This window comes from Thermus caliditerrae (assembly GCF_021462525.1).
In the GTDB taxonomy this organism is placed as follows: domain Bacteria; phylum Deinococcota; class Deinococci; order Deinococcales; family Thermaceae; genus Thermus; species Thermus caliditerrae.
In genome coordinates this window covers 45,364-69,375 of record NZ_JAKEDT010000001.1, presented here as the reverse complement: position 1 = coordinate 69,375, position 24,012 = coordinate 45,364, and the positions used below count along the sequence as shown (strand labels likewise).

Annotated in this window: 24 protein-coding genes; 7 read left to right on the top strand and 17 right to left on the bottom strand. The window is 67.2% G+C overall.

Translation table 11 applies throughout. The features are described from left to right. The first annotated feature begins 202 nt into the window (after positions 1-202). Complete coding sequence (locus tag L1088_RS00375) at positions 203-1,270, top strand: YbgA family protein (RefSeq protein WP_234553234.1); 1,068 nt, start codon at positions 203-205, stop codon at positions 1,268-1,270. On the opposite strand, the gene fni is transcribed toward L1088_RS00375, so the two are convergent. The 9 genes from fni to L1088_RS00330 all read right to left on the bottom strand — a co-directional run bounded on the left by fni (position 1,177) and on the right by L1088_RS00330 (position 9,798). After that, positions 1,177-2,184 (bottom strand): type 2 isopentenyl-diphosphate Delta-isomerase, encoded by a 1,008-nt coding sequence (gene fni / locus L1088_RS00370; protein ID WP_234553233.1) that lies wholly within the window; start codon positions 2,182-2,184, stop codon positions 1,177-1,179. The two genes, L1088_RS00375 and fni, sit on opposite strands and share 94 nt — an antisense overlap. After that, positions 2,181-3,701: a phytoene desaturase family protein gene (gene crtI / locus L1088_RS00365; protein WP_326490744.1), complete on the bottom strand. Its 1,521-nt coding sequence runs from the start codon at positions 3,699-3,701 to the stop codon at positions 2,181-2,183. Before crtI ends, fni begins: the two co-directional genes overlap by 4 nt. 175 nt (positions 3,702-3,876) lie before the next feature. Next, positions 3,877-4,908, bottom strand: coding sequence for a glycosyltransferase family 2 protein (locus tag L1088_RS00360; protein ID WP_234553231.1), 1,032 nt, complete (start codon positions 4,906-4,908; stop codon positions 3,877-3,879). Continuing rightward, complete coding sequence (locus tag L1088_RS00355; protein WP_135342849.1) at positions 4,905-5,573, bottom strand: lysophospholipid acyltransferase family protein; 669 nt, start codon at positions 5,571-5,573, stop codon at positions 4,905-4,907. The genes L1088_RS00360 and L1088_RS00355 overlap by 4 nt, the downstream gene beginning before the upstream one ends. Next, entirely contained in the window at positions 5,570-6,271 is a 702-nt protein-coding gene (locus L1088_RS00350; RefSeq protein ID WP_234553230.1) for a lycopene cyclase domain-containing protein, read from the bottom strand. Before L1088_RS00350 ends, L1088_RS00355 begins: the two co-directional genes overlap by 4 nt. Continuing rightward, on the bottom strand, positions 6,268-7,431 hold the full coding sequence (locus L1088_RS00345; protein WP_234553229.1) for a cytochrome P450: 1,164 nt from the start codon (positions 7,429-7,431) through the stop codon (positions 6,268-6,270). Before L1088_RS00345 ends, L1088_RS00350 begins: the two co-directional genes overlap by 4 nt. Before the next feature lie 9 nt (positions 7,432-7,440). Then, the gene (locus L1088_RS00340) at positions 7,441-7,620 is read right to left on the bottom strand and encodes a hypothetical protein (RefSeq protein WP_234553228.1); all 180 of its coding nucleotides are present in this window, start codon (positions 7,618-7,620) and stop codon (positions 7,441-7,443) included. 44 nt (positions 7,621-7,664) lie between these two features. Next, positions 7,665-8,924, bottom strand: coding sequence for a deoxyribodipyrimidine photo-lyase (gene phr / locus L1088_RS00335; RefSeq protein ID WP_234553227.1), 1,260 nt, complete (start codon positions 8,922-8,924; stop codon positions 7,665-7,667). A gap of 25 nt (positions 8,925-8,949) precedes the next feature. Continuing rightward, positions 8,950-9,798, bottom strand: coding sequence for a phytoene/squalene synthase family protein (locus tag L1088_RS00330; RefSeq protein ID WP_234553226.1), 849 nt, complete (start codon positions 9,796-9,798; stop codon positions 8,950-8,952). A gap of 109 nt (positions 9,799-9,907) precedes the next feature. On the opposite strand from L1088_RS00330, the gene carH reads away from it, so the two are divergent. The 3 genes from carH to L1088_RS00315 are packed head-to-tail and all read left to right on the top strand — an operon-like array spanning position 9,908 to position 12,192. Continuing rightward, the gene (carH, locus tag L1088_RS00325) at positions 9,908-10,744 is read left to right on the top strand and encodes an HTH-type transcriptional repressor CarH (RefSeq protein ID WP_234553225.1); all 837 of its coding nucleotides are present in this window, start codon (positions 9,908-9,910) and stop codon (positions 10,742-10,744) included. Then, a complete protein-coding gene (gene ldrP / locus L1088_RS00320; protein ID WP_038046849.1) occupies positions 10,741-11,328 on the top strand; it encodes a transcriptional regulator LdrP in 588 nt (195 codons plus the stop codon). The genes carH and ldrP overlap by 4 nt, the downstream gene beginning before the upstream one ends. After that, positions 11,329-12,192 carry a complex I NDUFA9 subunit family protein gene (locus tag L1088_RS00315; protein ID WP_234553224.1) on the top strand — a complete coding sequence of 288 codons (864 nt, stop codon included), beginning with the start codon at positions 11,329-11,331 and terminating at the stop codon, positions 12,190-12,192. It begins immediately after the preceding gene. Here the strand turns inward: L1088_RS00315 and L1088_RS00310 are convergent. The 6 genes from L1088_RS00310 to L1088_RS00285 form a co-directional block, all read right to left on the bottom strand. After that, entirely contained in the window at positions 12,127-13,386 is a 1,260-nt protein-coding gene (locus L1088_RS00310) for a YeeE/YedE family protein (protein ID WP_234553223.1), read from the bottom strand. The two genes, L1088_RS00315 and L1088_RS00310, sit on opposite strands and share 66 nt — an antisense overlap. A 102-nt stretch (positions 13,387-13,488) precedes the next feature. After that, on the bottom strand, positions 13,489-14,043 hold the full coding sequence (locus L1088_RS00305) for a DOMON domain-containing protein (RefSeq protein WP_234553222.1): 555 nt from the start codon (positions 14,041-14,043) through the stop codon (positions 13,489-13,491). Positions 14,044-14,056: 13 nt separating this feature from the next. Then, positions 14,057-14,500, bottom strand: a complete 444-nt coding sequence (locus tag L1088_RS00300) for a hypothetical protein (RefSeq protein ID WP_038042230.1) — start codon at positions 14,498-14,500, stop codon at positions 14,057-14,059. A 12-nt stretch (positions 14,501-14,512) separates the two neighbouring features. Further along, positions 14,513-14,950, bottom strand: coding sequence for a hypothetical protein (locus tag L1088_RS00295; protein ID WP_038042231.1), 438 nt, complete (start codon positions 14,948-14,950; stop codon positions 14,513-14,515). Between the two features lie 83 nt (positions 14,951-15,033). Further along, a complete protein-coding gene (locus L1088_RS00290; RefSeq protein WP_234553221.1) occupies positions 15,034-18,219 on the bottom strand; it encodes a molybdopterin-dependent oxidoreductase in 3,186 nt (1,061 codons plus the stop codon). A gap of 9 nt (positions 18,220-18,228) precedes the next feature. Beyond that, the gene (locus L1088_RS00285; protein WP_234553220.1) at positions 18,229-19,074 is read right to left on the bottom strand and encodes a 4Fe-4S dicluster domain-containing protein; all 846 of its coding nucleotides are present in this window, start codon (positions 19,072-19,074) and stop codon (positions 18,229-18,231) included. A gap of 136 nt (positions 19,075-19,210) precedes the next feature. Here L1088_RS00285 and L1088_RS00280 point away from each other — a divergent pair, with 136 nt between their 5' ends. The 3 genes from L1088_RS00280 to L1088_RS00270 are packed head-to-tail and all read left to right on the top strand — an operon-like array spanning position 19,211 to position 22,352. Further along, positions 19,211-20,047 (top strand): PhnD/SsuA/transferrin family substrate-binding protein, encoded by an 837-nt coding sequence (locus tag L1088_RS00280; RefSeq protein WP_234553219.1) that lies wholly within the window; start codon positions 19,211-19,213, stop codon positions 20,045-20,047. Then, positions 20,044-21,732, top strand: a complete 1,689-nt coding sequence (locus L1088_RS12515; RefSeq protein WP_234553218.1) for a histidine kinase — start codon at positions 20,044-20,046, stop codon at positions 21,730-21,732. The genes L1088_RS00280 and L1088_RS12515 overlap by 4 nt, the downstream gene beginning before the upstream one ends. Then, positions 21,729-22,352 carry a response regulator transcription factor gene (locus L1088_RS00270; protein ID WP_234553217.1) on the top strand — a complete coding sequence of 208 codons (624 nt, stop codon included), beginning with the start codon at positions 21,729-21,731 and terminating at the stop codon, positions 22,350-22,352. Before L1088_RS12515 ends, L1088_RS00270 begins: the two co-directional genes overlap by 4 nt. Before the next feature lie 49 nt (positions 22,353-22,401). Here L1088_RS00270 and L1088_RS00265 read toward each other — a convergent pair whose 3' ends face one another. Both L1088_RS00265 and L1088_RS00260 read right to left on the bottom strand, forming a co-directional pair. Continuing rightward, positions 22,402-23,277 (bottom strand): R2-like ligand-binding oxidase, encoded by an 876-nt coding sequence (locus L1088_RS00265; RefSeq protein ID WP_234553216.1) that lies wholly within the window; start codon positions 23,275-23,277, stop codon positions 22,402-22,404. A gap of 17 nt (positions 23,278-23,294) precedes the next feature. After that, the gene (locus L1088_RS00260; RefSeq protein ID WP_234553215.1) at positions 23,295-24,008 is read right to left on the bottom strand and encodes a methyltransferase domain-containing protein; all 714 of its coding nucleotides are present in this window, start codon (positions 24,006-24,008) and stop codon (positions 23,295-23,297) included. Positions 24,009-24,012: the final 4 nt, after the last annotated feature.

Sequence of the window (24,012 nt, the reverse complement as noted above, 5' to 3'; positions counted from 1 at the left end):
GCGGATCGCTGCAGGCTGCTTTCCGGATGGATCCAGGTTGATCGTGCGGGGGAGCNGCCCGGGGGGGGGGCCCCGAAGAGGCGATAAGCAAGCCGCTTTGGCTAATGGGGCAACCTTTGCGTGCGGGTGCTTCGTTTCAAGAGGGGGTTTTGAAATGGCGAGGGCTACGTTTCCCCCTTGGGTTCCGTAAGACAATGGAAACATGGAAGCCTTTTGGCCCCGGCCGAAGGTGGTGGTGAGCGCCTGCTTGGGCTTTGCCGCCGTGCGCTACTCGGGGGAACTGATACCAGATCGGATTGTGGCTGCCTTGCGGGAGCATGTGGACTTCATCCCCGTGTGCCCGGAAGTGGAGATCGGCCTGGGGGTGCCGAGGCCCACGGTGCGCCTGGTACGGGCGGGGGAAGGGGTGCGCATGCTTCAGCCCCAAACCGGGGAGGACCTGACGGAGAGGATGGAGCGCTTCAGCCAGGGGTTCCTCGCCTCCCTGGGGCGGGTGGAGGGGTTCATCCTGAAAAACCGCTCTCCCTCCTGTGCCCTCAAAGACGCCAAGGTCTACGCCTCTGCCGAGGGCGGTGGGGTGGTGGGCAAGGGGGCTGGCCTCTTTGCCCAAGCGGCGGAAAAGGCCTTTCCCCTCCTTCCCAAGGAGGATGAGGGGAGGCTCACCAACGCCCGCATCCGGGCTCACTTTCTCACCCGCATCTTCGCCCTGGCGCGGCTTAGGGCGGTGGAGGACCTCCCCGGCCTCATGGCCTTCCACGCCCGCTACAAGCTCCTCCTCCACGCCCACCACCAGGAGGCTACCAAGGCTTTGGGAAGGCTTCTGGCAGAGGCCAGGGGAGAGCCGTTTGACCAAGTACGCCAGGCTTATGAGGAGGGTTTCTTGCAAGCTACCCGGCTTCTCTTCCGCCTGCCGGCCATGGCCGATGCCCTGCTCCATGCCTTTGGGTACTTCAAAAAGGCCCTTTCCCCCAAGGAGAAGGCCCATTTCCTGGACCTCTTAGCGGACTTTCGGGAGGAGCGGGTGCCCCTCGAGGCCCTCCTGGTCCTTCTCCAGTCCTGGGCCCTGCGCTTTGGGGAGGACTACCTCCAGGCCCAGGCCCTCTTCGANCGGGGGCCCCAAAGAGGCCATAAGCACGCCACTTTGGCTTTGGTCGGTGGGGCAGCCTTTGCGTGCGGCTACTTAGGCGGCCAGGGCTCAATCCGCCCCCGGGCCTCCTTGGGGGTCCTGGCCCCGATGGCGAAGAGGGCGGTGCGCATCTCCCCCAGGTAGTCGGCGAGAAAGGCGGCCACCGCCTCAGGGCCCTCGAGGGCGGGCCTGAGGAGGGGCCTGGCCGCCGCCACCAGGTCGGCCCCTAAGGCCAGGGCCTTCACCGCATCGGTTCCCGTGTACACCCCCCCGGAGGCGATGAGGGGGATATGGGGCAGGACCTCCCGCACCTCCTGGATGGCTTGGGCGGTGGGGATGCCGATTTCGCAGAGCTCCGGATGGCGCACCTCCCCAAAGCGCACCCACTCCTCCACCCGGGCCCAGCTGGTCCCCCCGGCCCCGGCCACGTCCACCGCCGCCAGGGGAAGCCCCCTTAGGGCCAGGGCGGCTTCCCGGGAAAGCCCGTGCCCTACCTCCTTCACCAGGACGGGGAAGGGGAGGGGAAGGAGGGCTTCCAGGCGCTCCAGGAGTCCCCGGAAGTCCGTGTCCCCCCGCTGCACCGCCTCCTGTAAGGGGTTCACGTGGAGGGCCAGGGCGTCCGCCTCCAGCATCTCCACCAGGCGGAGGAGGTCCTCCCGTCCGTAGCGCCTAAGCTGGGCTAGGCCCAGGTTGGCGATGAGGAGAACCTTGGGGGCCACTTTCCGCACCCTAAAGCTCCGGAGGGCCTCGGGCCTTTCCAGGACGATGCGCCCCGAGCCCAGCATCATCCCCACCCCCAGGGCCTCCGCCGCCTCCGCCAGGGCCAGGTTGATCCGCTCCCCGTTTTCCTCCCCCCCGGTCATGGCCCCGATGAGGAAGGGGGCCTTCAGGACCTTGCCCAGGAAGGGGGTGGTGAGGTCCACCTCCTCTAGGGCCAAGCCCGCCAGGGCGTGGTAGCGGAGGCGGAAGCCCTCCAGGCCGGTGGTGGTCCTCTGGTAGGCCACCTCCCCGTGGAGGCAGGCCTCCAGGTGCTTCCGCTTCCTCTCTAGCGTGCTCAAGCCCTAGCCTCCAGGAGGGCCCTGGGGGCCCGCTCCAGGCCCAGGTCTTGGGCGATGAGCCTGGCGGTCATCTTGGCCGACATCATCACGCTGGGCAGGCCCGCCCCCGGCTGGTAGCTCTGGCCCACCAGGTAGAGGCCCCGGACGTCCTCAGAGCGGTTGTGGGGGCGGAAGCTGGCCGTCTGCCAAAGGACGGGCTCGGGGCCGAAGGCGTTCCCCAGGTGGCTATTGAGGGTCCACTGGAAGTAGTCTGGGGTGACGAAGTGGGTGTAGACCAGCCGGTCCATAAGCCCGGGCAGGTAGCCGGCCTCGTCCAGGTAGCGGAGGGCCTTTTCCAGGTACCGGGGCCCGATCTCCCGCCAGTCCAGGCCGCTCCCGTTGTGGGGCACGGGCACCAGGGTGTAGGCGGCGTGGTGCCCCGGGGGGGCCAGGGAGGGGTCGGTGAGGGTGGGGAGGTGGAGGTAGTGGGCGAAGTCCTCGGGGAGGACCTTCCGGTGGAAGATGTCCTTGAGAAGCCCCTCGTAGCGCTCCGAGAGGAGGACGTTGTGGTGGCGGAGTCTTTCCCCCTCGTCCCCCCGGGCGCGGAAGCCGAAGTAGGCCACGAAGAGGCTCATGGAAAGCCGGGTGCGCTTTAGGCGCCAGTCCCCATGCCAAAAGCGGTCTTCCGGGGCCAAAAGCTCCCCATAGGTGTGCACGTAGTCGGCGTTGGAGACCACCACCTCGGCGTCCAGCCGCTCCCCGCTTTCCAGCACCACCCCCACCACCTTCCCCTTCCGGGTGAGGATGCGGCGCACGGGAGCTTCGTAGCGGATCCTTCCCCCCAGCTCCTCCAGCTTCCGCACCAGCCCCCGCACCAGGGCCCCTGTGCCCCCCATGGCGAAGTGCACCCCCCAGTTCCGCTCCACGAAGTGGATCATGGCATAAATCGCGGGGACCAAGAGGGGGTTTCCCCCGATGAGGAGGCTTTCAAAGGAGAAGACCTGGCGCATCTTGGGGTTTTGGAAGTACTTCTTCACGAAGGAGAAGAGGGGACGGACCGCGTCCAGCCTGAGGAGGTCCGGGGCCACCCGGAGGAGGTCCCATAGGCTTCCGAAGTGGGTGAAGCCCAGCTCCAAAAAGCCCCGCTGGAAGATGGCCCGGGCATCCCGTTCGAAGCGGAGGTAGCCCTCGAGGTCCTCCGGGGCCAGGCGGCGGATCTCGGAAAGGAGGTGTTCCCGGTCGTTGTTGTAGTCGAAGTGGGTGCCATCGGGGAAGTGGATGCGGTAGAAGGGGTCCAGGGGCACGATCTGCACGTACTGGGAGGTGTGCCGCAGGTCCTCCTCCGCCGGGAAGTCGGGGTAGAGCCTAGGCTCCCCGGGACGGGTGGCGAAGAGGTCCTCCAGGAACTGGGGCACGGTGATCACCGTGGGCCCCATGTCGAAGGTGAAGCCCTCCGCCCGGTGCACCCGGGCCCTGCCCCCGGGCCCGTCCAGCTTCTCCAGGACCAGGACCTCGAGGCCCATGGCCGCCAGGCGTATGNCGGGGGGGGGGGCCCCAAAGGGGCCATAAGCGCGCCGCTTTGGCTTTGGCCGATGGGGCGACCTTTGCGGGCGGGTACTTGGGCGTCCTATCGGGAAAGCCATGCCCCTTCGCACGGAACCCTTCCCCCTCTGCCGGAACCCGGGGCCAGGCCCTACCCCTTGGCCAGGGGGGTTAGAGGACCCGCCCCTTCCAGCGCTTGCCCGGGAGGAGGGCCCGCAGGTACACGGGGAGGAGGAAAAGGGGAGCCAGGGGGGTGAGGAGGGCGGGCCAGAGGGGGCCCCCCAGGGCTGCCTGCACCAGAAGCCTCTCCGCTAGGCCCAAAAGCCCTAGCTCAAAGCGCCCGAAAAGCCAGGGCAGGGTGTAGAGGGAGAGGTGGTAGAAGGCGCTTCCCAGGAGGACCGCGGGGTTCTTGAGGTGGATCTCCAGGAAATTTTTTCCGAAACCCTCCACCACCTCCCGGTAGCCCCGGTACATCGCCGCGGCGAAGAGGTCCGTGCCCAGGGCCAGGCGGAACCGCCCTGCCCGCCGGGCCAGGGCCACGTCCTCCAGCGCCTCCCCCCGCACCGCCTGGTGCCCTCCCGAGGCGAAGTAGGCCTCCCGGCGGAAGGCTAGCACCTGGCCGTTGGCCACCCTCAGGGCTTCCAGGAGGGGGTGGGGCAGGAAGGAGAAGAGGCCTCCCATCACAAAGGGCACCGTGGCCGCCACCGGAAGCCCCCGGGCCTCCTGCCGGGGCAAGGCGGAGAGAAGGTCGGCCTCCCCCAGCCCCTCCAGAAGCCCCCCCAGGGCTCCCGCCTGCCAAAGGACGTCGGCGTCGGTGAAGACCAGGACCTCCCCCCGGGCCTCCTGGGCCAGCTGCCAGCAGGCCCAGTTTTTCCCGGTCCAGCCTGGGGGCAGGGGCTTGCCCTGGAGGAGGCGGAAGCCGGGGTGGCCCTGGCCCAGGTTCAGGGCCACCTCCGCGGTTTCGTCCTCCGAGCCGTCGTCCAGCACCAAGACTTCCAGGGCCCCTTGCCCCAGGAGGCTTGGGAGGGTGCGCCTCAGGTTTTCCGCCTCGTTGCGGGCGGGCACCAGGAGGGAGGCGGTGGGCCGCTTGGAGGTGGGCTTGGGGGCGAGGCGGGGGAAGCGGAGGAGGTTGTGGAGGAGGGCGAGGAGGCGGAGGAGGAGGAAGAGGAAGACCCCGAAGAAGAAGTCGGCAGGAGGGGTCATAGCCGCCTCACGGCCTCCACCAGGGGCCGCACCCGCTCCTCCAGGCTCCGCCGCCCCCGAAAGGCTTCCCGGAAGCCTTCTGGCACCTCCCGGGGGTGGGTTTGGGCCAGGAGGCGGTCCAGCCGGGCAAGGAGCTCCCCCAAGGCCCCCTCCAGGTCCCCCTCGGGGGGGAGGGGTTCCCCTGCCCACAGGAAGGCCTCGGGGTGCTCGAAGCCCCGCAAGGCCACCCGGCAGGCCACGGGGAGGAGGGGCACCCCGGCCTTGCGGGCCAGCCAGGAGGCCCCAGGGCGCAAGGGGCCCAGGGGGCCGGGGTAGCGCAGGGCCCCTTCGGGGAAGACCGCCACCCACTCGCCCCTGGCCAGGCGCCTTAGGGCCTCCCGCACCCGCCCCGCCTCGAGGGCCCCCGCCAGGGCCAGAATGGGGAAGGCCTTGAGGTTTTCCTCCGCCACCAAGAGGCTCAGGGAGTGGCGGTGGCGCTTTCCCAGAAACCAGACCAGGTGGCCGTCAAAGTAGCTGTGGTGGTTCATGGCCAGGACCAGGGGACCGGGCGGCACCTCTCCCCGCAGATAGACCCCCCGGAGGCTCCGCCTCAGGGAGGCCTGGAGCATCCCTTCCACCAGGGTCTTGAGCAGGCGGGCAAAGGGGCGTTCCGGGCTAAGCCTCATCGCAGGCGCCTCAGGGCCTCGGGGTGCCAGGCCAGGAGGAGGCCCTGCACCACCGCCAGGTTGGTGAAGAGGAAGAAGGCCATCTCCTCCAGGGGCAGGCCGAAGGCCTTCACCCCCAGGGTGTAGGCCTCGGAGATCCACCAGATCCCCTCCCGGGTGATGGCCCAGAAGTCGGCGAACCAGAGGTAGAGGGTGGGGAGGAGGACCCCCAGGAGGAGGGGCTTCCGCCAGGCCCAAAGCAGGTCCCCCCCGAAGGCCCACTGGAGGACGAAGACCGGGGCGAAGTAGGCCAGGATGAGGCCCAGGTAGAGGTAGGGCCCCCCGAGAGCCAGGAGCATCACGCCCAAGGCGGTCAGGAGGAGCCAGAGCCCACCCCCCACCACCCGGGCAAGGCCCGGGCCGGGGCTTGGAGGCTCCCCCGCCAGGCGGAGGAGGAGGGCCCCGGTGAGAAGGGGCTGGAGGAGGAAGAAGAGGTACTCCTCCAAGGGCACGTACCCGATGCGGAGGAGCACCCGCCCCTCGGGGTAGCCCCAGACCCCCTTCCAGACCAGGTAGTTGTCCCAGGGGGTGGTGTAGAGAAAGGCGATGAGGGGCATGAGGAGGTAGGCCCAAAGCCTTGGGGCCCTGGGCCGGGCCCAGAGGAGGAGCAGGAGGAGGGGGGGCAGGACGAAGACCAGGTGGAACTCCAGGTAGGTCATGCCCCCTCCAGGGTAACCCAAAGGCCCCCTTGGGGCCGCAGGGTGACCCCGGCGTGCACCTTGGGGGCGGGGAGAGGGGGAAGGCGGAAGCGGCGGAAGAAGGCCCTGAGGGCCACGGGTCCTTCCAAGAGGGCGAAGTCCCGCCCCAGGCAGAGCCTCTTCCCCAGGCCGAAGGGGAAGTAGCGCCCGGAAGGCGTGCCCCTTTGCCCCAGGAACCGCTCGGGCAGGAAGGCATCCCCATCGGGGAAATAGAGGCGGTGGGTCACGTAGGGGGAGAGGACCACCTTGGTGCCCGCGGGCACCTGTTCCTCCCCCAGGTCCAGGGGGGCTTCCGCCTTGCGGGTGAGGATCCAGGCGGGGGGGTAGAGCCTCAAGGCCTCCTGGAAGGCGGCCAGGGCGTGGGCCTCGCTTTGGGCCACCTTCTCCTGCCACTCGGGCCTTTGGGAAAGGAGGAAGAGGCTCCAGGTGAGGGCGCTGGCCGTGGTCTCGTGCCCCGCCACCAGGAGGGTTTTGGCCTCGGCCAGGGCCCGCTCCCGGGGAAGGGCGGAGAGGGGAGGCTCTTCCAGGAGGGGAAGGGCGGCTTCTTCCAGCGCCCTTTTGTTTTGGTGGAAGCGCCCCTCCGCCAGGAGGTTCAGCCGGGAGAAGGGGTTCTGCATGCGCTCGATGATCCGCTCCAGGGCGGAGAGGGCCAGCTCAGCGATCCTTTCGGGGAGGGGTTTTTCCCAAAGGGCCCGTCCCAGGAAGCGCAGGGAGAGGTGGAGCATCTCCCGGTCCAGGTCCCGGCGTTCCCCAGGCTGCCAGGAGGCGAAGAACCCCTCGGCCTCCGCCTCGAGGGCCGGGCGGTAGGCGGCCACCGCCTTGGGCAGGAAGGGGTCCTTGAGGGCCTTGCGGGCCTTTTGGTAGTCCTCCCCCCAGTCGGTGAGGAGGCCCCGACCCGTGAGGCGGGAAAGTTCCCGGTACTGGAAGGTGGCCTTAACATCCGGCCCCAGGAGGACCCGCTCCACGCCCTCCGGGTCAAACACCAGGTGTAGGGGCATGCCCGGCAGGGGGAGGCGCAGCCGGGGATGGGCCCTACCCCAGTCCAGGAGGGTGCTCAAAGGGTCTTCCCGGAGGCGCCTTAGGTCGGGCAAGGCCCGTTTAAGGTCTAGGACGGCCGTCATGGGGCTATCCTAGCGGCGGATGAGGGGGCAGTAGCCCGTGCGGGCCATGAGGAAGGCCAGGAGGGCCAGGCCCAGGAAGAGGAGCCTTTCCTCCCGCAAAAGGGCCAAGAGGAGAAAGAGGGCCGCCAGGCTGTAGCGGACCAGGGCTATGGTCCGGAGGGCATTTTGGGGGTTTCTCACCCGGAACATGGCCCGAGCCTATCCTGCCGCATCCCCAGAGGGTGTGGCCCGGCCTACCCTCGGACCAGCCTTTGGGCCAACTCCAGGTAGCGCCTGCGGGCTTCCCCGAGGTCCACTAGGGGTTCCTTGGGCTCGTAGGAAGGGTATTCCGGGGCCCAGCGCCGGAGCCAGGCTCCTTCGGGGTCGTGCCGCCGGCCTTGCTCCACCAGGTTGAAGACCCGGAAGTAGGGAGCGGCGTCCACCCCCAGGCCCCCCGCCCACTGCCAGCCCTGGAGGTTCTGGGGGGTGTCCCCGTCCAGGAGCAGGTCCCTGAAGCGGGCCTCCGCCTTCTGCCAGGGGAGGAGGAGGTACTTCACCGCAAACTGGGCCACCGCCATCCGGGCCCGGTTGGAGAGGAAGCCCGTGGCGTGGAGCTCCCGCATGGCGGCGTCCACCAGGGGCACGCCCGTCTTGCCCAGGTACCAGGCCAGGAAGAGCTCCTCGTCCTCCTGCCAGGGCAGGGCCTCATAGCGCGCGTCCAGCGCCCTTTCCCGCATCCAGGGGAAGTGGTAGAGGAGGTGGTAAGAGAAGTCGCGCCACAGGAGCTCGCTGACCCACTTCCTCGCCCCCTCGCCCCCCCGCCTCAGGGCCTCCCAGGCCGCCTGCCGGGGGGAGAGAACCCCCAGGGTGAAGTAGGGGGAAAGCCGCGAGCCTCCCTCCCCATCCAGCCGGTCCCGCTCCTGGGGGTAGCGGAGGAGCTTGTCCTCGAGGAAACTTAGGAGCCTTTCCCAAGCCGCTCCTTCCCCCGGCTCGGGCAGGGGGATATCGGGGCTTTCCCTGGGGATTTCCCCTTCTTCCGGTCCTGAGGGTAGGGCCTCCGGTGCAGGGAGGGGCGGCTCGACCCCTTGAAAGTTCCGGCTAAAGGGGGTGTAGACCCGGTAGGCCCGGGGGAGGTCAGGGGGAACGAGGTGGGGGGCGGGGAGGAGGTGGAGGGGAATGGGGAGGGCTTCCCGCACCCTTTGGTCCCGGTGGCGGCCGTAGGGGGTGTAGCTCTTCAGGGCGTAGACGGCTTTGGCCCTAAGCGCCCTCGCCGCCTTAGGCACTTCCTCCCAGGGAAGGCCCTGCCGCACCCAGAGGCTTCCTCCCCGTTTCCGGTAGGCCTCCCGCAGGGTCCGCACGTTTTCCAGGAACCAGGCCCTGCGCCTGGGAGAGGCGGTGGCCAGGTTGTTGGGATCCAGGACCACGAGCCCCACAAGGGGACCCGAACGGAGGGCTTCCCAGAGGGCTGGGTGGTCGGCTAGCCGAAGGTCTGCCCGGTGCCAGACCAGAAACATGCACCCAGCCTAGCGGGGCTTCGCCCTAGGCTTCCGTAGCCGGCACCCCGTTTCGCGAGAGGAGGAGGGCTTTGGGAAGAAGCCGGAGCCGTTCCCAGGTTCCCAGATGGGCGCGGTGGCGCAGGTTGTCGTAGCCGAAGAGGCGGAGCTTGTCCAAGATGCCCTGGTACTGGAGGGCGGCCATGGCGATGGCGGCGCGGCCCTGTTTAAGCCCGGAGAGTCCGGAAAGCCCCTCGCGGTAGAGGTCTCGGGCCTTGGCCTCCAGGTGGGCCATGAGGGCCCGGTACTGGGGGGTGATGCGCCCCTCCCGCAGGTCCGAGAGGGTTACGCCAAAGCGGTCCAGGAGTTCCGTGGGCAGGTACACCCGGCCCCGCTCCAGGTCCTCCCCCACGTCCCGCAGGATGTTGGTGAGCTGCATGGCCTGCCCTAGGCGCACGGCCTTGGCCTCCACCTCCGGGCCACCCCCTGCGATGGGGGCGATCATCCGGCCCACCGTCCCCGCCACCTGGTAGCAGTAGACCATGAGGTCGTCTTCCGTGCCTAGGCGTACGGGACCCAGGTCGGTGAGGAAGCCCTCCCGCATGTCCCGGAAGGCCTCGAGGGGGATGGGCCAGCGCTCCAGGGCCCAGGCCAGGCCCTTTTCCCACTCCTCCTTAGGCCTTCCTTCATAGGCCCTTACCACCCCCCGCCACCACGCCTTCAGGGCTGCTGCCCCGCCCTCCGGCCCATCCACCGCCTCGTCCCCCAGGCGGCAGGCGGCGTACACCGCCCACGCCCCTTTGCGGGCCTCGGGGGGAAAGAGGAGGCTCCCCACGTAAAAGGTGGTGGAATACCGGCGGAGGATGCCCACCAGGGCTTTCCAGTCTGGCTCCATACGCTATCTACTGTCAGCTTAGCACGGGGGTAGGACTTTTGTCCCGCCCACACTCCTACAAGCTGTACAATACCTTGACAAAAGGTCTTCAGCCGCTTACCCTAAGGGCATGACCAGGCCCGGGGTGTACACCATCGCTGAGGTGGAGGCCATGACCGGCCTCTCGGCGGAGGTCCTCCGCCAGTGGGAGCGCCGCTATGGCTTCCCCCGTCCCGAGCGAACGCCTGGGGGCCACCGCCTTTACCGGGAAGAGGAGGTGGAGGCTCTGAGGCAGATCCGCCGCTGGCTGGAGGAAGGGGCCACCCCGCAGGCGGCCATACGCAGGTACCTGGCCCAGGAAACCCATCCCGAGGGCCTGGGTTTGGAGGTCAAGCAAGCCCTATTGGAGGCCGACCTTCCCCGGGCGGAGGCCGCCTTCCGGCGGGGGGTTCGCCTTCTGGGGCCCGAGGGGGCGGTGCAAAGCCTCCTCGTTCCCGTGCTGCGAGAGTTTGGCGAAGGCTGGCACCGGGGTGAGGTGAGCGTGGCCCAGGAGCACCTGGCCACCCAGTTTCTCCGCTCCCGCCTGCAGGAACTCCTGGACCTGGCGGGCTACCCCCGGGGGGCACCCATCCTGGTGACCACGCCCCCTGGGGAACGGCACGAGATCGGGGCCATGCTGGCCGCTTACCACCTGCGCCGCCGGGGTTTCCCTGCCCTCTACCTGGGCCCTGATACCCCTCTTCCCGATCTCAAGGGCTTGGCGGAAGCCTTGGGCGCGCGAGCCGTGGTGCTTTCCGTCTTGCTGGCCGAGTCCTTGGAGGCCTTGCCCGACGGGGCCCTGGCCTCCCTTGCTCCTAAGGTGGTGGTAGGGGGTACGGGGGCTAGCCTCGAGGCGGCCCAAAGGCTGGGCGCCCAGTATGTGGAGGGTTTGGAGGCCTTGCCTAAGGTTTTAGAGGAGGAAGGATGAAGAGGATTGCCCGCAAGGAAGTGGTCTATTTGGCCGGTGACCGGGCTGACACCCTGTACCGCTTGGAGTCGGGCCTGGTGCGCATTGTGGAGCTCCTGCCCGATGGTCGCACCCTCACCCTGCGCCACGTCTTGCCCGGGGACTACTTTGGCGAGGAGGCCTTGGAGGGGAAGCGCTACCGCTACGCCGCCGAGGCCATGACCGAGGCGGCGGTGCGGGGCTTTGACCCCAAGGGGATGTCCCACGAGGAGCTCCACCAGGTGGCTAGGAACCTGGCGCGGCAGATGCGGCGGGTGCAGGCTTACGAAACCCACCTCCAGACGGGAGAGCTCCGGGCCCGCATCGCCCGCTACCTCCTCTTCCTCTCCGACACCCCGGCCTCCTTCCGGGATGAGCGGGGCCTCTATGTAACCGCCTCCCACGAGGAGATCGCCGACGCCACCGCCTCCACCCGGGAATCCGTCTCCAAGATCCTTTCGGAAATGCGCCAAGAGGGGCTCATCGCCACCGCCTACCGCAAGGTCTACCTCCTCGACCTGCTGGCCTTGGAGCGGGAGGCGGAGGGTATTCTGGAAGCGGCCTGAATGCGAGTTCTGGTCGTAGGCGGCACGGGCTTTGTCGGGCGGGCCCTGGTGGCCCGCCTCCTCCAAGGAGGGCATACCCCCCTCGTCTTGGGTCGCACCCCTAGGGACCTGCCTCCCGGGGCGGTGTTCCTGCCAGGGGACATCACCCGAGAGGTGCCGGACCTAAAGGGGGCGGAAGCCACCATCTACCTGGCGGGCATCATCCGGGAGCGGGGGCAGACCTTCCGGGCAGTGCACGTGGAAGGGGTAAAGAACCTGCTGGAGGGGATGCGGCGGACTGGGGGGGGAAGGCTCCTCCACATGTCCGCCCTGGGGACCCGCAAGGGGACGGGTAGCCGTTACTACGAGACCAAGGCGGAGGGCGAGGAGCTGGTGCGGGCCAGCGGAGCTTCCTGGACCATCTTCCGCCCGAGCCTTATCTTCGGCCCCGGGGATGAGTTCTTCGGTGGGGTTCTACGGAGTCTGGTCTGCTCCCCCTTGCCCTTCGTGCCCCTTATCGGCGACGGCCGCTTCCCCTTCCGCCCCGTCTACGTGGGGGATGTGGCCGAGGCCTTTGCCCAAGCCTTGGAGCGGGGCCTCGAGGGCACCTACGACCTGGTGGGGCCCAAGGAGTACACCTTCCGGGAGCTCCTGGAACTCACCATGGCGGCCGTGGGCCGAAAAAAGCCCTTCCTGCCCATTCCCCTCCCCCTCATGGACCTGGCGGTGCCCCTCCTTTCCCCCCTGCCCTTCGCCCCCATCACCCGGGACCAGTACCTCATGCTGAAGGAAGGAAACACCGCTCCCTTCCCCGAGGCCCTAAGGGATCTCCTTCCGGCCCCCAAGTCCTTGGAGGAGGTTCTCCCCACCTACCTCAGGTGCTAGGGAGTTTCCTTGCGGGGCGCGTTCGTTTTCTAGGCGGCAGGCGGGGCGGAGGCGCACCCCTAGGGCCGTGCCCAGGAGGGCGAAGATCCCCCAGAGGGGCCCGTGCAGGCTGAAGGAGGCCGTGCCTCCCAGGTAGGCCCCGATGTTGCACCCCGCGGCCAGGCGGGCCCCGTAGCCCATGAGGACCCCGCCCAGGAAGACCCCCAGGTGGGTGGTCCAGGGGATGCGCCGCAGGTCCCGGAAGCGCAGCCCTCCCCCTAGGGCGGCTCCCAGGAAGGCCCCCAGAAAGAGGCCGAAGTTGGTTACGCTGGTGGGGTCCTTGAGGACGCTCTCCTGGAGCCGTTCGGCGAAGGCGGGGTTGTGGAAGAGGGCCCACTCCACCACGGGAAAGCCTAGGCCCTCCGCCAGCTTGCCCCCCCAGAGGGCGAAGGCCGCGGTCACCCCCCAGGGCCTTCCCTGGAGCAGGAGGAGAAGGAGGCTTCCCACCGCCAAGACGGCGGCCCCTCCCACCAGGCTCCAGGGCCCGAAGAGGGGGTGGGTGGCCTCCTTGCGGAGGAGGGGTTCCACCCTCCCGGTGCGCCGCCGCTCCACCCCCGCCACCACCAGGTAGAGGAGGCCCAGGAGCCCCAGCCAGAGGGCCAGGCCCAGGTAGGGGGAGGGGAACCAGGTGAGGGCGCTCCCCGGGGCCCAGGCGGGGAGGGCTTGCCAGAAGGGCAGGTGGAAGACCCCGAGGAGGGAGCCCACCATGAAACCCAGGAGAACCAGGATGCCGCGGGTGTCCCCGCTCCCCGTGTGGTAGAGGGTTCCCGAGGCGCAGCCGTCCCCGAGCTGCATCCCAACGCCGAAGAGGAAGGCCCCCACCAGGAGGGCCAGCCCCACGGGCACCACGAAGCCCTGCACCGGCTGGCCGAAGGCCTCCCCCTGCGCCAGGAAGGGGAAGAAGAGAAGGCACGCCAGGGCGAAGAGGAGGAAGTGGGCCCTAAGGAGCCTGCTTTCCCCCGTGAGCAGGAAGCGGCGGAAGCCCGAGGCGAAGCCGAACTTGGCGTGGAAGAGGGCCATGCCAAGGAGCACCGCCACCCAAAAGGCTGCAAGGAGCCTTACACCTGAAGCCTGGTAAACCGCCCAAGAGAGCCCTCCAGCGACCAGGAAAAAGAGGAGGAGGGGTAAAGGTTGGGGTCGCTCCGTCCGTTCCATGCCTCCATGGTACCCATGAGTGTGTAAAAGTCAAGGGTATATGGGCCTAAGCACCCGCNACCCCAGGGTAGCTCCCCTGGGGTTCAAGCCCCTTTGGAGCCCTCAGAAGACGAAGTCCTCGAGGTACCAGCGCTCGGTCTTCTTGTGCTCCTCCTTGGGGTCCATCTTGGAGGCGTAGGCCAGCATGACGATCGTCTTCCTGGCCGGAACGATGTCCACGTCGGTGGGCTCCCCGGTCTTCAGCTTGCGGCTAAACTCCACCGTCCACTTGCCGCCCTCGTAGGTGGCTGCAGCAGCGAGGATGGAGTTCTTGCCCCCTTCCCTTTCGTCCGCCACAGGGGCACCGGTGCGCTTGGTTTGGTACATGTCCAGGGCCACCAGCTTGCCCCCTTCCATGTAGAAGAGGTACTGGTCAGCCCCTTTCTTCTTGTCCGTCTTCTCCGCCAGGAAGCCGATGCCAATCCAGCCCTTGCTCTCGCCCTCGAGGGCCAAGTAGAGGGTATCCCCCACCACGCTCCAGTAGAGGGTGATGCCGCTTTTCTCGTGCTTGAAGCTCTTGGCGTACTCGCCCCCAGCGATCTTGCCGTCCACCTTGGGCGCTTGGGCCAGCGCCGCGCCTAGGGCCAGAACCAGAAGCCAGACCAGAGCCTTTTTCATCGCTTACCTCCCTTTAGTCGCGTATGGTTATTCCCACCACGAAGGCCACCGCCCCCACGTGGGTGTGGGCCAAGGCCGCCAGAACCGGGCGGCTTCCCTCAAAGGCCTCTAGGAACCCCTTGAGGCTCCAAAGGCTCACCTCAGCGTCCTGGGCGTTCCATAGGAGGTGGTAGTAGGCGCCCACGATCCCGGTGAGGACGCTCACCAGCATCCAAAGGAGGAAGGGGTAGCGCACCCACTTGCCCCGGTGGAAGAACATGAGGAGGGTTAGGGGAAAGCCCACCAGGGAAACGAAGAAGGGGATCCTGCTCTGCCAGCTTTCCATCCAGTGGTCCAGCACCCAGTGCTCCATGCCGTAGAAGGCGAAGCCCACCAGGGCGATGAGGAGGAAGGTGGAGCGCAGGAACTCCAGCACCCTCTCCTCTTCCGTCTGGGCCTTGATGAGGGCCTCTACCATGCCTTACCTCCCTTACCTCGCCCGGTATATGGCGAGAAGCCCGGTCACCCCCATGTGGGTGAAGGCCAGAGCCGCCAGCACCGGCCTGCTCCCCGCCATGGCCTCCATGGCGGCCTCAAACTCCCAGTCCACCTCCCCTTCGAAGTTCCAAAGGAGGTGGAAGTAGGCCCCCAAGACCCCCGTCAGCACCGAGGCCCACATGGTGAGGATGAAAGCCCAGCGCACCCAAGGGGTCTTGCGGTCAAAGAGCACCCACAGGGTGAGGGCAAAGCCTGGCACCGCCACGAAGAAGGGGATCTTGCTCTGCCAGCTCTCCGCCCAGTGGTCCAGGAGGAGGAGCTCCAGGGGGTACATGACCCACCCCACCAGGCAGAGCAGAAGCATCACCAGCCGGATGAACTCCAGGGCCCACTGGACTTGGTTCTGTGCGTTTCGGAGTGCGGGTATCACCGTTCGCCTCCTTACCCCTGCCTAAACCCTATCATAGGTATGCATGGGAAAGATGTCCCCCCGGAGGCCCCGGGGGGACATCCTTAGACAGGGAGCAGGTTCACCCGGGTTTCGTAGAAGACCACGCTTCCGCCCACCACGTCTGTCAGGGCCATGTCCTTCAAGTACGGGTCCAGGCGCATGGCGGCGTTGGCGTGAAGCCCCTGGCCTCGACGGGGGTCGCCCTTCAGCCTCTGGCCGTTTATCACCAGATCGCTGGCCCCATAGGCCCAATGCCCCCAGCCTAGGGCGAAGCTCACGCATCCGGGGCGCATGCCTTGGACCACTTTCACCTTACCCACCATGGGTTTCCGGCCGAAGGGCCCCAGATCCCACTCCCCTTTGGGGTTGGTGGCGGAGACCACCTTGACCCATTGGCCTTCTTTAAGCCCTAGGCGCTCGGCGTCCAAAGCGCTCACCAGGATTTCGTTTTCCGGCTTGATCGCCAGGAGCCAGTAGTTGCTCACCGTGCGGCTCTTGGTCTGCAGGATGCTTCGGTGGGTGAGGAGGGTAAGGCCGTAACCAGGGTCGCGGAGCGGGTTGCCCAAGACGTCCCGGTAGGGGAGGAAGTAGGCGGGCAGAGGCCAGTAGGGCTTCCCGGTCATGGGGTTCAAGGAGAGGGCTTGCTTCTCGAGGAAGAGATTGACCTGACGGGCGTAGCGGTTGGCCACCAGGTCGCCCTGGGCATACGCTTTGGCAAACTCCTGGAAGCGGCCCCCGCGGTTCAGAAGGTAGACGGTGCGGCGGAAGAGGCTTTCATCGCCCACCGCTTCCCTCCAGCGTTGCTCCTCAAAAACGGAGGGAGGCAGGTGCCTCCGGGCTTGGCGGAACACGGCGAGTTCCCGCTCGTCCGCCTCAGGCAGGGCGTCCGAGCCGTCCGCCTTCTCCCCAAAAGCCAGGTTGGCGGCCAGCTTTAGGTAGAAGTGGTCGGGATGGGTGAAGGGCATGCCGTTGGCGAAGCCCCTAGGCCCGGCTCCAGGCAGACCCAGGTGTTCCGCCAAAGCCAAAAGGAAGCTTTCCAAGCAAATGGGCATTTTCTGGCCGAATACTTCCACCTCCTCGGGGATGGGGGGGATAGCGGGTTGCCGCACGGGCTGGACCTTCCAGATGATGGAGGGGTGGCTGCCCTGGAACTCCCAGCGCTCCAGGTAGGAGAGGTCGGGGATGATGTAATCCGCATAAAGGTAAGTATCCCCCACCACGATGTCAAAGGCCACGATGAGGGGAATCTTGTCCGGGTCCAGCATAGCCCGGATTTGCTCCTGGCCTCCCGGCAGGGCGTAGGCGGGCGACCCCATGTAGTGGAAGAGGATCTTGATGGGATAAGGGTAGCCTTGGGCCGCCGAGGGTAGGATCTCCTGGTAGACGTCGGAGGCGTGGGGGTACCAAGGCCGCTTGGCAGGGAACCCTTCAAAGAGAGTGGTGTCCTCGTACTTGGTCTCGTGGCGAATGAGGCTGATGCCGAAAGGCGTCAGGGGTTTGGGGTGGAGCTTGCTTAGAGGGAAAGGGCCGCCCGCTCTGCCGCCGGTGATGTCGTAGGTGCTGGGTTGCACGGAACCGCCTTGGTGGTCCAGGTTGCCCAAGAGGGCGTTCACCGTGAACCATGCGAAGCAGTTGTAGAAGCCATTGGTGTGCTGGCTAGCGCCGCGGTGCACGTCCACCACGGCCTTCTTGCCATATTGGGCCATTTTTTCCGCCAGGAACCGGATGTCCTCCTCCTCCACGCCGGCAAAGGCGGCCCAGGTCCTCACCCGATGCCGGAACGCCTCCTCCTTAATGAGCTGGAGGGCGCTTTTTACCGGGATGCCCCCCAGGGTGGTGTTTACCCAGAGATCCCCAAAGACCGCCTGGACTTCGTCGTTGGGGTTGAAGGCCACGGGCTGGCCTAAGTGGAGCACCACGGGAGCGTCCAGCTCCACCTCCTTATCCCCCACCTTGGCCTTGGGTTTGGCAAGGCCAAGGTCACTGGCCCTGAGAAGCCTTTCCGGTTTGCCGTCTTTGAGTTTGACCAGCCAGGTGGCGTTGGTCCAGCTGCTTTCCCCGATGGCCTTGGCGGCGGCCTTATTGGCGGCGGAGAGGAACTTGCTGTCTATTTTGCCCCACTCCATCAGGAGTCGGATCACCCCCATGGCGATGGCGGCGTCATGGCCAGGTTTGGGAGCGATCCAGCGGCTGGCACCCTTCACCGCCTTCTGCGCCCTGGGATCCACGATGGCGTACTCCAGCTCTCCCTTGCTGGCCCGCTCGGTGATCCAGCCCACGCGCAAGGGGGGGCCGTAGTTCCCCTCAAAGACGTTAGCCCCCACGAAGACCACGAAGCGGGCCTTGGAGAGGTCCGCCTGCCAGTAAAACTTGGCGCCGCCCGACCAGGAGAGCTTGCCCGAGGCGTCAAAGGTGGGTTGCTCGCTCATGGCTTTGCCGATGAAGTACATGGAGCCCTGGCAGACGGTGGTGTGGCCGTGGAGGTTGACGGTGCCGAAGCTTTGGCTGAAGAACCAGCGGATGAAATCCGAGCGGCCTGCTTTGAGGCGTCCCCAGGCAAAGACCACCTGGTTGTTCTTGGGGCCCAGGTCGGGATGATCGGGGTCGATGAGGGCGTGGAGGTGATCCTTGAAGTCTTCCTTGAACTTCTCCACCAGGACCTTTTTCTTTTGGCGGTCCTTCTCCGCCCAGATAGCCCTTACCGCCTGGGCCATGCGGGCCATGACCTCGGGGTCTTTCAGGGCCCAGAGCTCCTTCAGGCAGGGGTAGACCCGCTCGTCCCCCAGATGGGCGAAGAGCCTGCCTCCCTCGACGATTTCCTTCACCGCCTGATGGAAGGGGATCTCCTCCCACTTGCCGCTTCCCCTGGGCCCCGCCCGCTTCAGCACCCTGCGGATGCGGTAGGGGTCGTAAGCGGTTTGGATGCCCGCCTGGCCCTTGGGGCAAAGGGCCCCGTCCACCTTGGCCAGGGTGGTGACGTCGGTGTTCATGGGTAGGTGGGGGTGGAAGGTCCAGGGGGAGAGGGGGTTGCCGTCGATCTTGCTGGCCACCCCCTCGTAGAGCTTCACCTTGATGGGGCATCCGGTGTTGCACTGCAGACAGGAGGAGTAGATGGTGTTCTCGGGAAGCTGGACCTCGTACGTTTCCAAGCCTTGGGCGCTGGCTTCCTGAAGGGCGGTCCCCAGGGAGCCCAGCAGGGCGCCTGCACCGGAGAGTTTCAGCAGATTGCGCCGGGAAAGCTTTTCCATAACCACCTCCTAGACCAGGTAGTAGACACGGGGTTTGGTTCCCGCTTCTTCCTTGAGGCGCGTGGCGTTGGGCTGGCGGACGAGTTCGGAGACCAGGGAGGAGGGGTCCTCGAGGTCCCCGAAGTAGGTGGCCCGTCCGATGCAGGTGACCACGCACTGGGGCAAAAGCCCGCGTTCGATGCGGTGGAGGCAGAAGTGGCACTTGCGCACCTTGTCGATGGGCCCGGCCTCGTCCTCGCGGCTCACCCTCTTGCCCCACTCGTAGACGGGGAGCTCCTCGTAAGGCATCCTGCCCATTCCAGGGGTGCCCTCCGTCCAATAGTCCCCCTCGTCCTTGTGACGGGCATTGTAGGGGCATGGGGGGATGCACTTCTCACAGCCCACGCACTTCTCGTAATCGATCTCCACGATGCCGTCTTTGCGCTTCCACGTGGCGTCGTAGGGACAAGCAGGAACGCAGGGTGGATCGTCGCACTGCATGCAGGGCTGGGGCACGAAGCGGTAGGTGACGTGGGGAAAGGTGCCCACTTCCTCCTCGCTCACCGGCCGGTAGACCACACCGGGCGGCAGGCGGTTTTCCGCCATGCAGCTCACGGTGCAGGCATGGCAGCCCACGCATTTTCGCAGGTCGATGACCATGCCCCACCTGCGGTTCGGGTTCTTAAGCGCCCGCTCCAGGTCCTTTTGCAACCTCAAAAGAACGTCCTCCTCAGGGGCGGCGGAGGGCTGAGGCTGGGGCGCCCCTTGGGCCAGGCCCGGGGCCACCAAGGAGGCGAAAACCGCGCTGGCCATCTTGGCCAAGAAGTGCCGGCGAGCCTCTTTCGTTGCTTTGCCGGTGGGAGGTTCTGTAGACATCGCCCACCTCCTTTCCTCTCCAAGCTAGAGGGCATTCCTGGGCCCAGAAAGCCGTGGAGAAGAGGACACCTTGTCGGTAAGTCTGCCGACGGGTTAGGGACATCCATACCCCTGAGCCCCTCTTATGCTGGGGTGGGTGAGGCTTCTTGGCGCCTTCCTGTTCCTGCTTTGCGCCTGCCAACCCCTGCCTGAGGTGGGGGTGGAACCTCCTTACGCCCCTGTGGCCCATACCGCAGGGGTACGGGTGGTCGTGGCGGGGATGCGTTCTCCCGAGGGGGCCGAGCCCTACCGGGTCTTCCTCGGGGGGCTGGAAGAGCATCTGGGAGAGCGGGTAGAGGCCTTCGGGCGGCGCACCTATGCCGAGGTCCTCGAGGTCCTGCGCCGAGGCGAGGCGGAGATGGGCTTTCTCTGCACCCTGGCGGCGGGTTTGGGGGTTGAGGAGGGCTTCTTGGATGTGGTCTTGGCGGGGGAGACCCTGGTCCCGTACCAGAGCCTGATTGTGGTGGCGGAGGCCTCCCCCTACCGGGAGCTTGCCGAGTTGCGGGGGATGCCCTTCGCCTTTACCGACCCCCTTTCCAACACCGGCCACGCTTGGCCTAGGCTGTTGGCCCGTGGTCTTGGAGAGGACTTCTTCGCCCAGGCCTTTTTCACCTACAGCCACGACCGGGCCCTAGAAGCGGTTCTTGGCGGGCTGGCGGAGGGGGCAGCGGTAGACCGGGTGGTCTACGAAAGCCTGGGGGTGCGGGGCTTGCGGGTGGTGGCCCAAGGTCCCGTGGACCCGCCGCCCCCGGTGGTGGTGCCGAGAGACCTGGACCCGGAGCTCAGGTCCCGGCTCGTGCGGGCTCTCTTGCGGCATGGGGCCACGCCGCAGGGCCAGAAGGCCCTAAGAGCCTTGGGCCTCAGGGGCTTCCGTCCGGCAGAGGAGGAGCCCTATCGGGCCGTGTTCCAGAGGGCTAAGGAGGTGTTGCCGTGAGGCTCAGCTTACAGCTCCTCCTCACGGTGTGCTTCGCCGCCACGGCCACGGGAAGCGTCTTGATCCTGGGAGGCGGCGCTTTTCTCTTTGCCGAGGGAGAAAAGACCCTATGGCAGCAGGCGCGGGCGGGGGTCCAGGACCTGGCCACCCTTCTTACGGATGATCTCCTGCTGCGGGATCTCCTCGCCGTGCGCACCAAGCTGGGAAGCGCTTCGGCCCGCTATCCAGGCTTTGCCTTCGCTTACGTCCTGGACCCAGAGGGGCGGGTCTTGGCCCACACCTTTCCCGAGGGGGTCCCGGAGGCGCTTTTGGGCCTTCCGGGGGAGAGGAGCTTTCGCCTGGAAGGCAAGGTGGTCTACCAGGCCGAGGCTGGGATTTATGGTGGCCGGGCAGGGACCGTCCGCCTCGCCCTTTACCAGGCACCCCTTTGGGAAGAGGTAGGCAAGGTGGTGCGTACGGGGCTCTTCGGCCTCCTTTGGGCCGTGGGTCTGGGGGTGGGGCTTGGCTACCTCCTCCTTACCCAGGCTTTGGAGCCCTTGGCTCGGATGGCGGAGGGAGCCGCTCTTCTGGGGCGAGGGGAAAGGGTGCGCTTCCCGGAGCCCAAGAGCGAGCTGGGGGATTTGGGGCGGGCGCTGAACCGCATGGAGGAAGAGGTGGAAAGGCGGCAGAGGCAGCTTTCCCTACTCAACCGGGTCCTTGCGGAAAGCCACGCTCTGAGGGTGGAGGAGCTGGCCGAGCGGGTGCTCTCCCTTTTGGTGAGGGAGTTGGCCTTCGTTTGCGGGCATCTCTGGGTGGAGGGACGGGTGGTCCGCTGCCGCACCTGCCAAGCCCTGTGCCCGCTGGATGAGGTCCAGGGGCTGGCGGAAGAAGCCTTGCGCCTGGGCCAGGTTCTTTGGCGGGGGCAGAGCGTGGTTGTGCCCGTCCCTCCCCGAGGGGCGTTGGTGCTGTACGGACCGCCTTCGGGGGAGGAGGCCTGGATCCGCGAGCTCCTTACCGCGCTTTCCGGCCCTCTCTCCACCGCTTTGGAAAACGCCAGGCTCTACGGCCTTCTGCAGGAGAAGGAGGCGCAGAGGGCTGAGCTTCTAAGGGCCTGGCTAAAGGCGCAAGAGGAGGAGCGGGGGCGCATCGCCCGCGAGCTGCACGACGAGGTGGGCCAGGCCCTCACGGGTCTCATCCTGGGGCTGGAGGGGCTCCCTGGAGAGAAGGCTGTAGCCTTGAAGGAGCTGGCCCGCTACACCCTCGCCGAGGTGCGGCGGCTGGCCCTGGACCTTCGGCCCAGCGTTTTGGACCACTTGGGCCTCGAGGCCGCCCTGCGCCGCTACGTGCGGGAGTTCTCCGACCGCACGGGGATCGAGGTGGACCTCTCCTTTCACCTTTCCCGGCCCCTTTCCCCGGAGTTGGAAACGGTCATCTACCGGGTGGTGCAGGAGGCCCTTACCAACGTAGCCCGCCACTCGGGGAGCCCGAAGGCGGCAGTGGGCGTCTTGGAGGTGGAAGGGGAGGTGCGGGTCTTTGTGGAGGACGAGGGCCGGGGTTTTGACCTGCGGAAGGTGGGCTTGGGCCACCAGGGGCTTGTGGGGATGCGGGAGCGGGTGGAGCTGGTGGGAGGGAGGCTTCTCCTGGAAAGCGCCCCTAGGGAGGGAACTCGGGTGCAGGTGAGGCTTCCTCTGGAGGTGGCGGCGTGATCCGGGTGGTGCTGGTGGAGGACCACGTGCTGGTGCGCTCGGGGATCCGCCACCTCCTCGAGGCCCGGGGCCCTGTCCAGGTGGTGGGAGAGGCGGGCAGCGTAGCAGAGGCCCTTGCCCTCCTGGAGAGGGTGGAGGCCGACGTGGCCATCCTGGATGTGTCCCTTCCCGACGGCACGGGGATTGACCTTTGCCGGGCGCTGAAGGAACGCCAACCCCGTCTTCGCCTGCTGGCCCTTTCCATGCACGAGGACCTGGAGTACGTGAAGGGTTTTCTGCAAGCGGGGGGCCAGGGCTACGTGAGCAAGGCCGCGGTAGACCACGAGCTCCTGGACGCGGTCTTGGCCGTGGCTCGGGGGGAGCGGTACCTGAACCCTTCCTTGGCCATGCGCTTGGCCATGGAAATGGTGCGGGAAGAGGCGAAGGAGGTGGCCCTCTCCCCTAGGGAGGAGGAGGTGCTCCGGCTCTTGGCTCAAGGGCTTTCCCACAAGGAGGTGGCGGAGCGCCTAGCCATTTCGGAGAAAACCGTGGCCACTTACAGGGAACGGGGGATGGAGAAGCTGGGGCTCAGGACCCGGAGCGATCTCTTGCGTTACGCGGCGCGGCGAGGGTGGTTGTAGGGTTGAGGTGAGGGGTTACCCCTTCGGGGAGCCCCTGCCAGGGCCTGGGCTACAGGTCTTCCAACGCCGCGGTCCCTACGGCCCGTGCCTTTTCCAAAAGGCGCATCCGGGCCTGGAACTGGCCTGAGGCGTAAGCGAAAAACTCCTCCGGGGAGAGGCCTAAGGGGGCCCCCTCCGGGTAGGCGGCGAAGAGCTCCCCCACCACCCCCATCGCTTCGGGGAGGAGGAGGGCCAGCCGGCCTTCCACCCTCCCCCAAAGCCCGGGGTGTTCCCCCAGGTGGCGGGCGATCAGGTAGAGGCCGTAGGCGATGTGGCGGCTCTCGTCCCTCTGGACGTTGCGGATGCCCGCCAAGGTTCCCGGCATAGCCTGGCCGGCCGCTTCCAGCCGTTCTGCCAGCCGGTAGAAGCCCTGGTAGCCCGTTTCCGCCAGCACGCCCTCCACCACCACGTTGTAGGTGAGGGCGGCTTCCACCTGGGCCTCGGGGCTTCCATCCTGCCAGAGCCGCTCCATGCTCTCCGGCAGGATCTCCTGGAAGATCCGGCGGTAGTAGGGGCCGTGGTACCGGGCCAGGTTCCCCTTCTGCCCCCCAACCTCCGCCAGGAAGCGGGCGAAGAACTCCACGTGCTTGGCCTCTTCCAAGAGAAAGGTGGTGAGGTACATCTCCTCCTCCACCCGTCCCTCCCGGGCCACCGCCTGAAGGAGGGGCAGGAGGTCCAGGGTCACCGCCTCCTCCCCTCCCAAGAAAAGGCTGGCCAGGTGCAACACCAGGTCCTGGCCCTCAGGGGGCAGGCTTTGGAAGGTGGCGCGGTCCTGCTGGAAGTCCAGGGTGGCTGGGTCCCAAAAGAGCCGCTTGGCCTTCTGGTAAAGGCGCAGGGGAAACCCCTCCCGAAGGCCCCTTTCCACCGTGTGGAAGCCGGTGCGCATGCGTGCCTCCTTCGTCCTCAGCTTACCTCGGCCCGTAGGAGGCCGAGGGCACCGAACCGCTCCAGATGGGGACGGAACCCCGCCCTTTCCAGGAGGTGCAGGAGTTCTTCCTCCTTGGGGCGGAAGAGGCCGAAAGTGGCTCCTGGCCCCAAGAGGAGCATGCCGAAAAGCCGCCCCCCGGGCCGGAGTACCCGGCGGGCCTCCTGGGCGGCCCTCAGGGGGTCCCAGAACTCGTTCCAGGTGGGGCCCATGGCCATATCCCCGAAAGCCCCCGTCCGGAAGGGGAGGTGTTCCCCATGGCCCAGGAGGTAGGCCCCAGGCCGCCGCCACCGGGCCACCTGGAGGAAGGTGGGGGAGGGGTCCAGGCCCACCGCGCCATTCCCTAGCGCCTCCCGGTAGACCCCGGTGCCGGTGCCCACGTCCAAAAAAGGTCCCCCGGTGGGCAGGAGCCATTCCCGTAGGTGGACGGGCTCCTCCGCATGGGAGAGCTTTTTCCCGGAGGGAAGGCCCGTGGAGCGCCGCCGCCACGCGTCGTAGAGGAGGGGGATGGGGGGGCGGTTCGTCAGCCAGAGGTGGGGCCTCTCCCGTCCGGCCCGCAGGTCCAAGAAGCCCCCCCGGAAGGGGTAGCGGGCCCCGCAACCGAGGCAACGGGCCTGACGCCCCACTTCCAAGGGCCCCCGGCAGCGGGGGCAGGCCAGGAGGGGGAGGAGCCAGGGGGGAAGGGATGCCACGGCA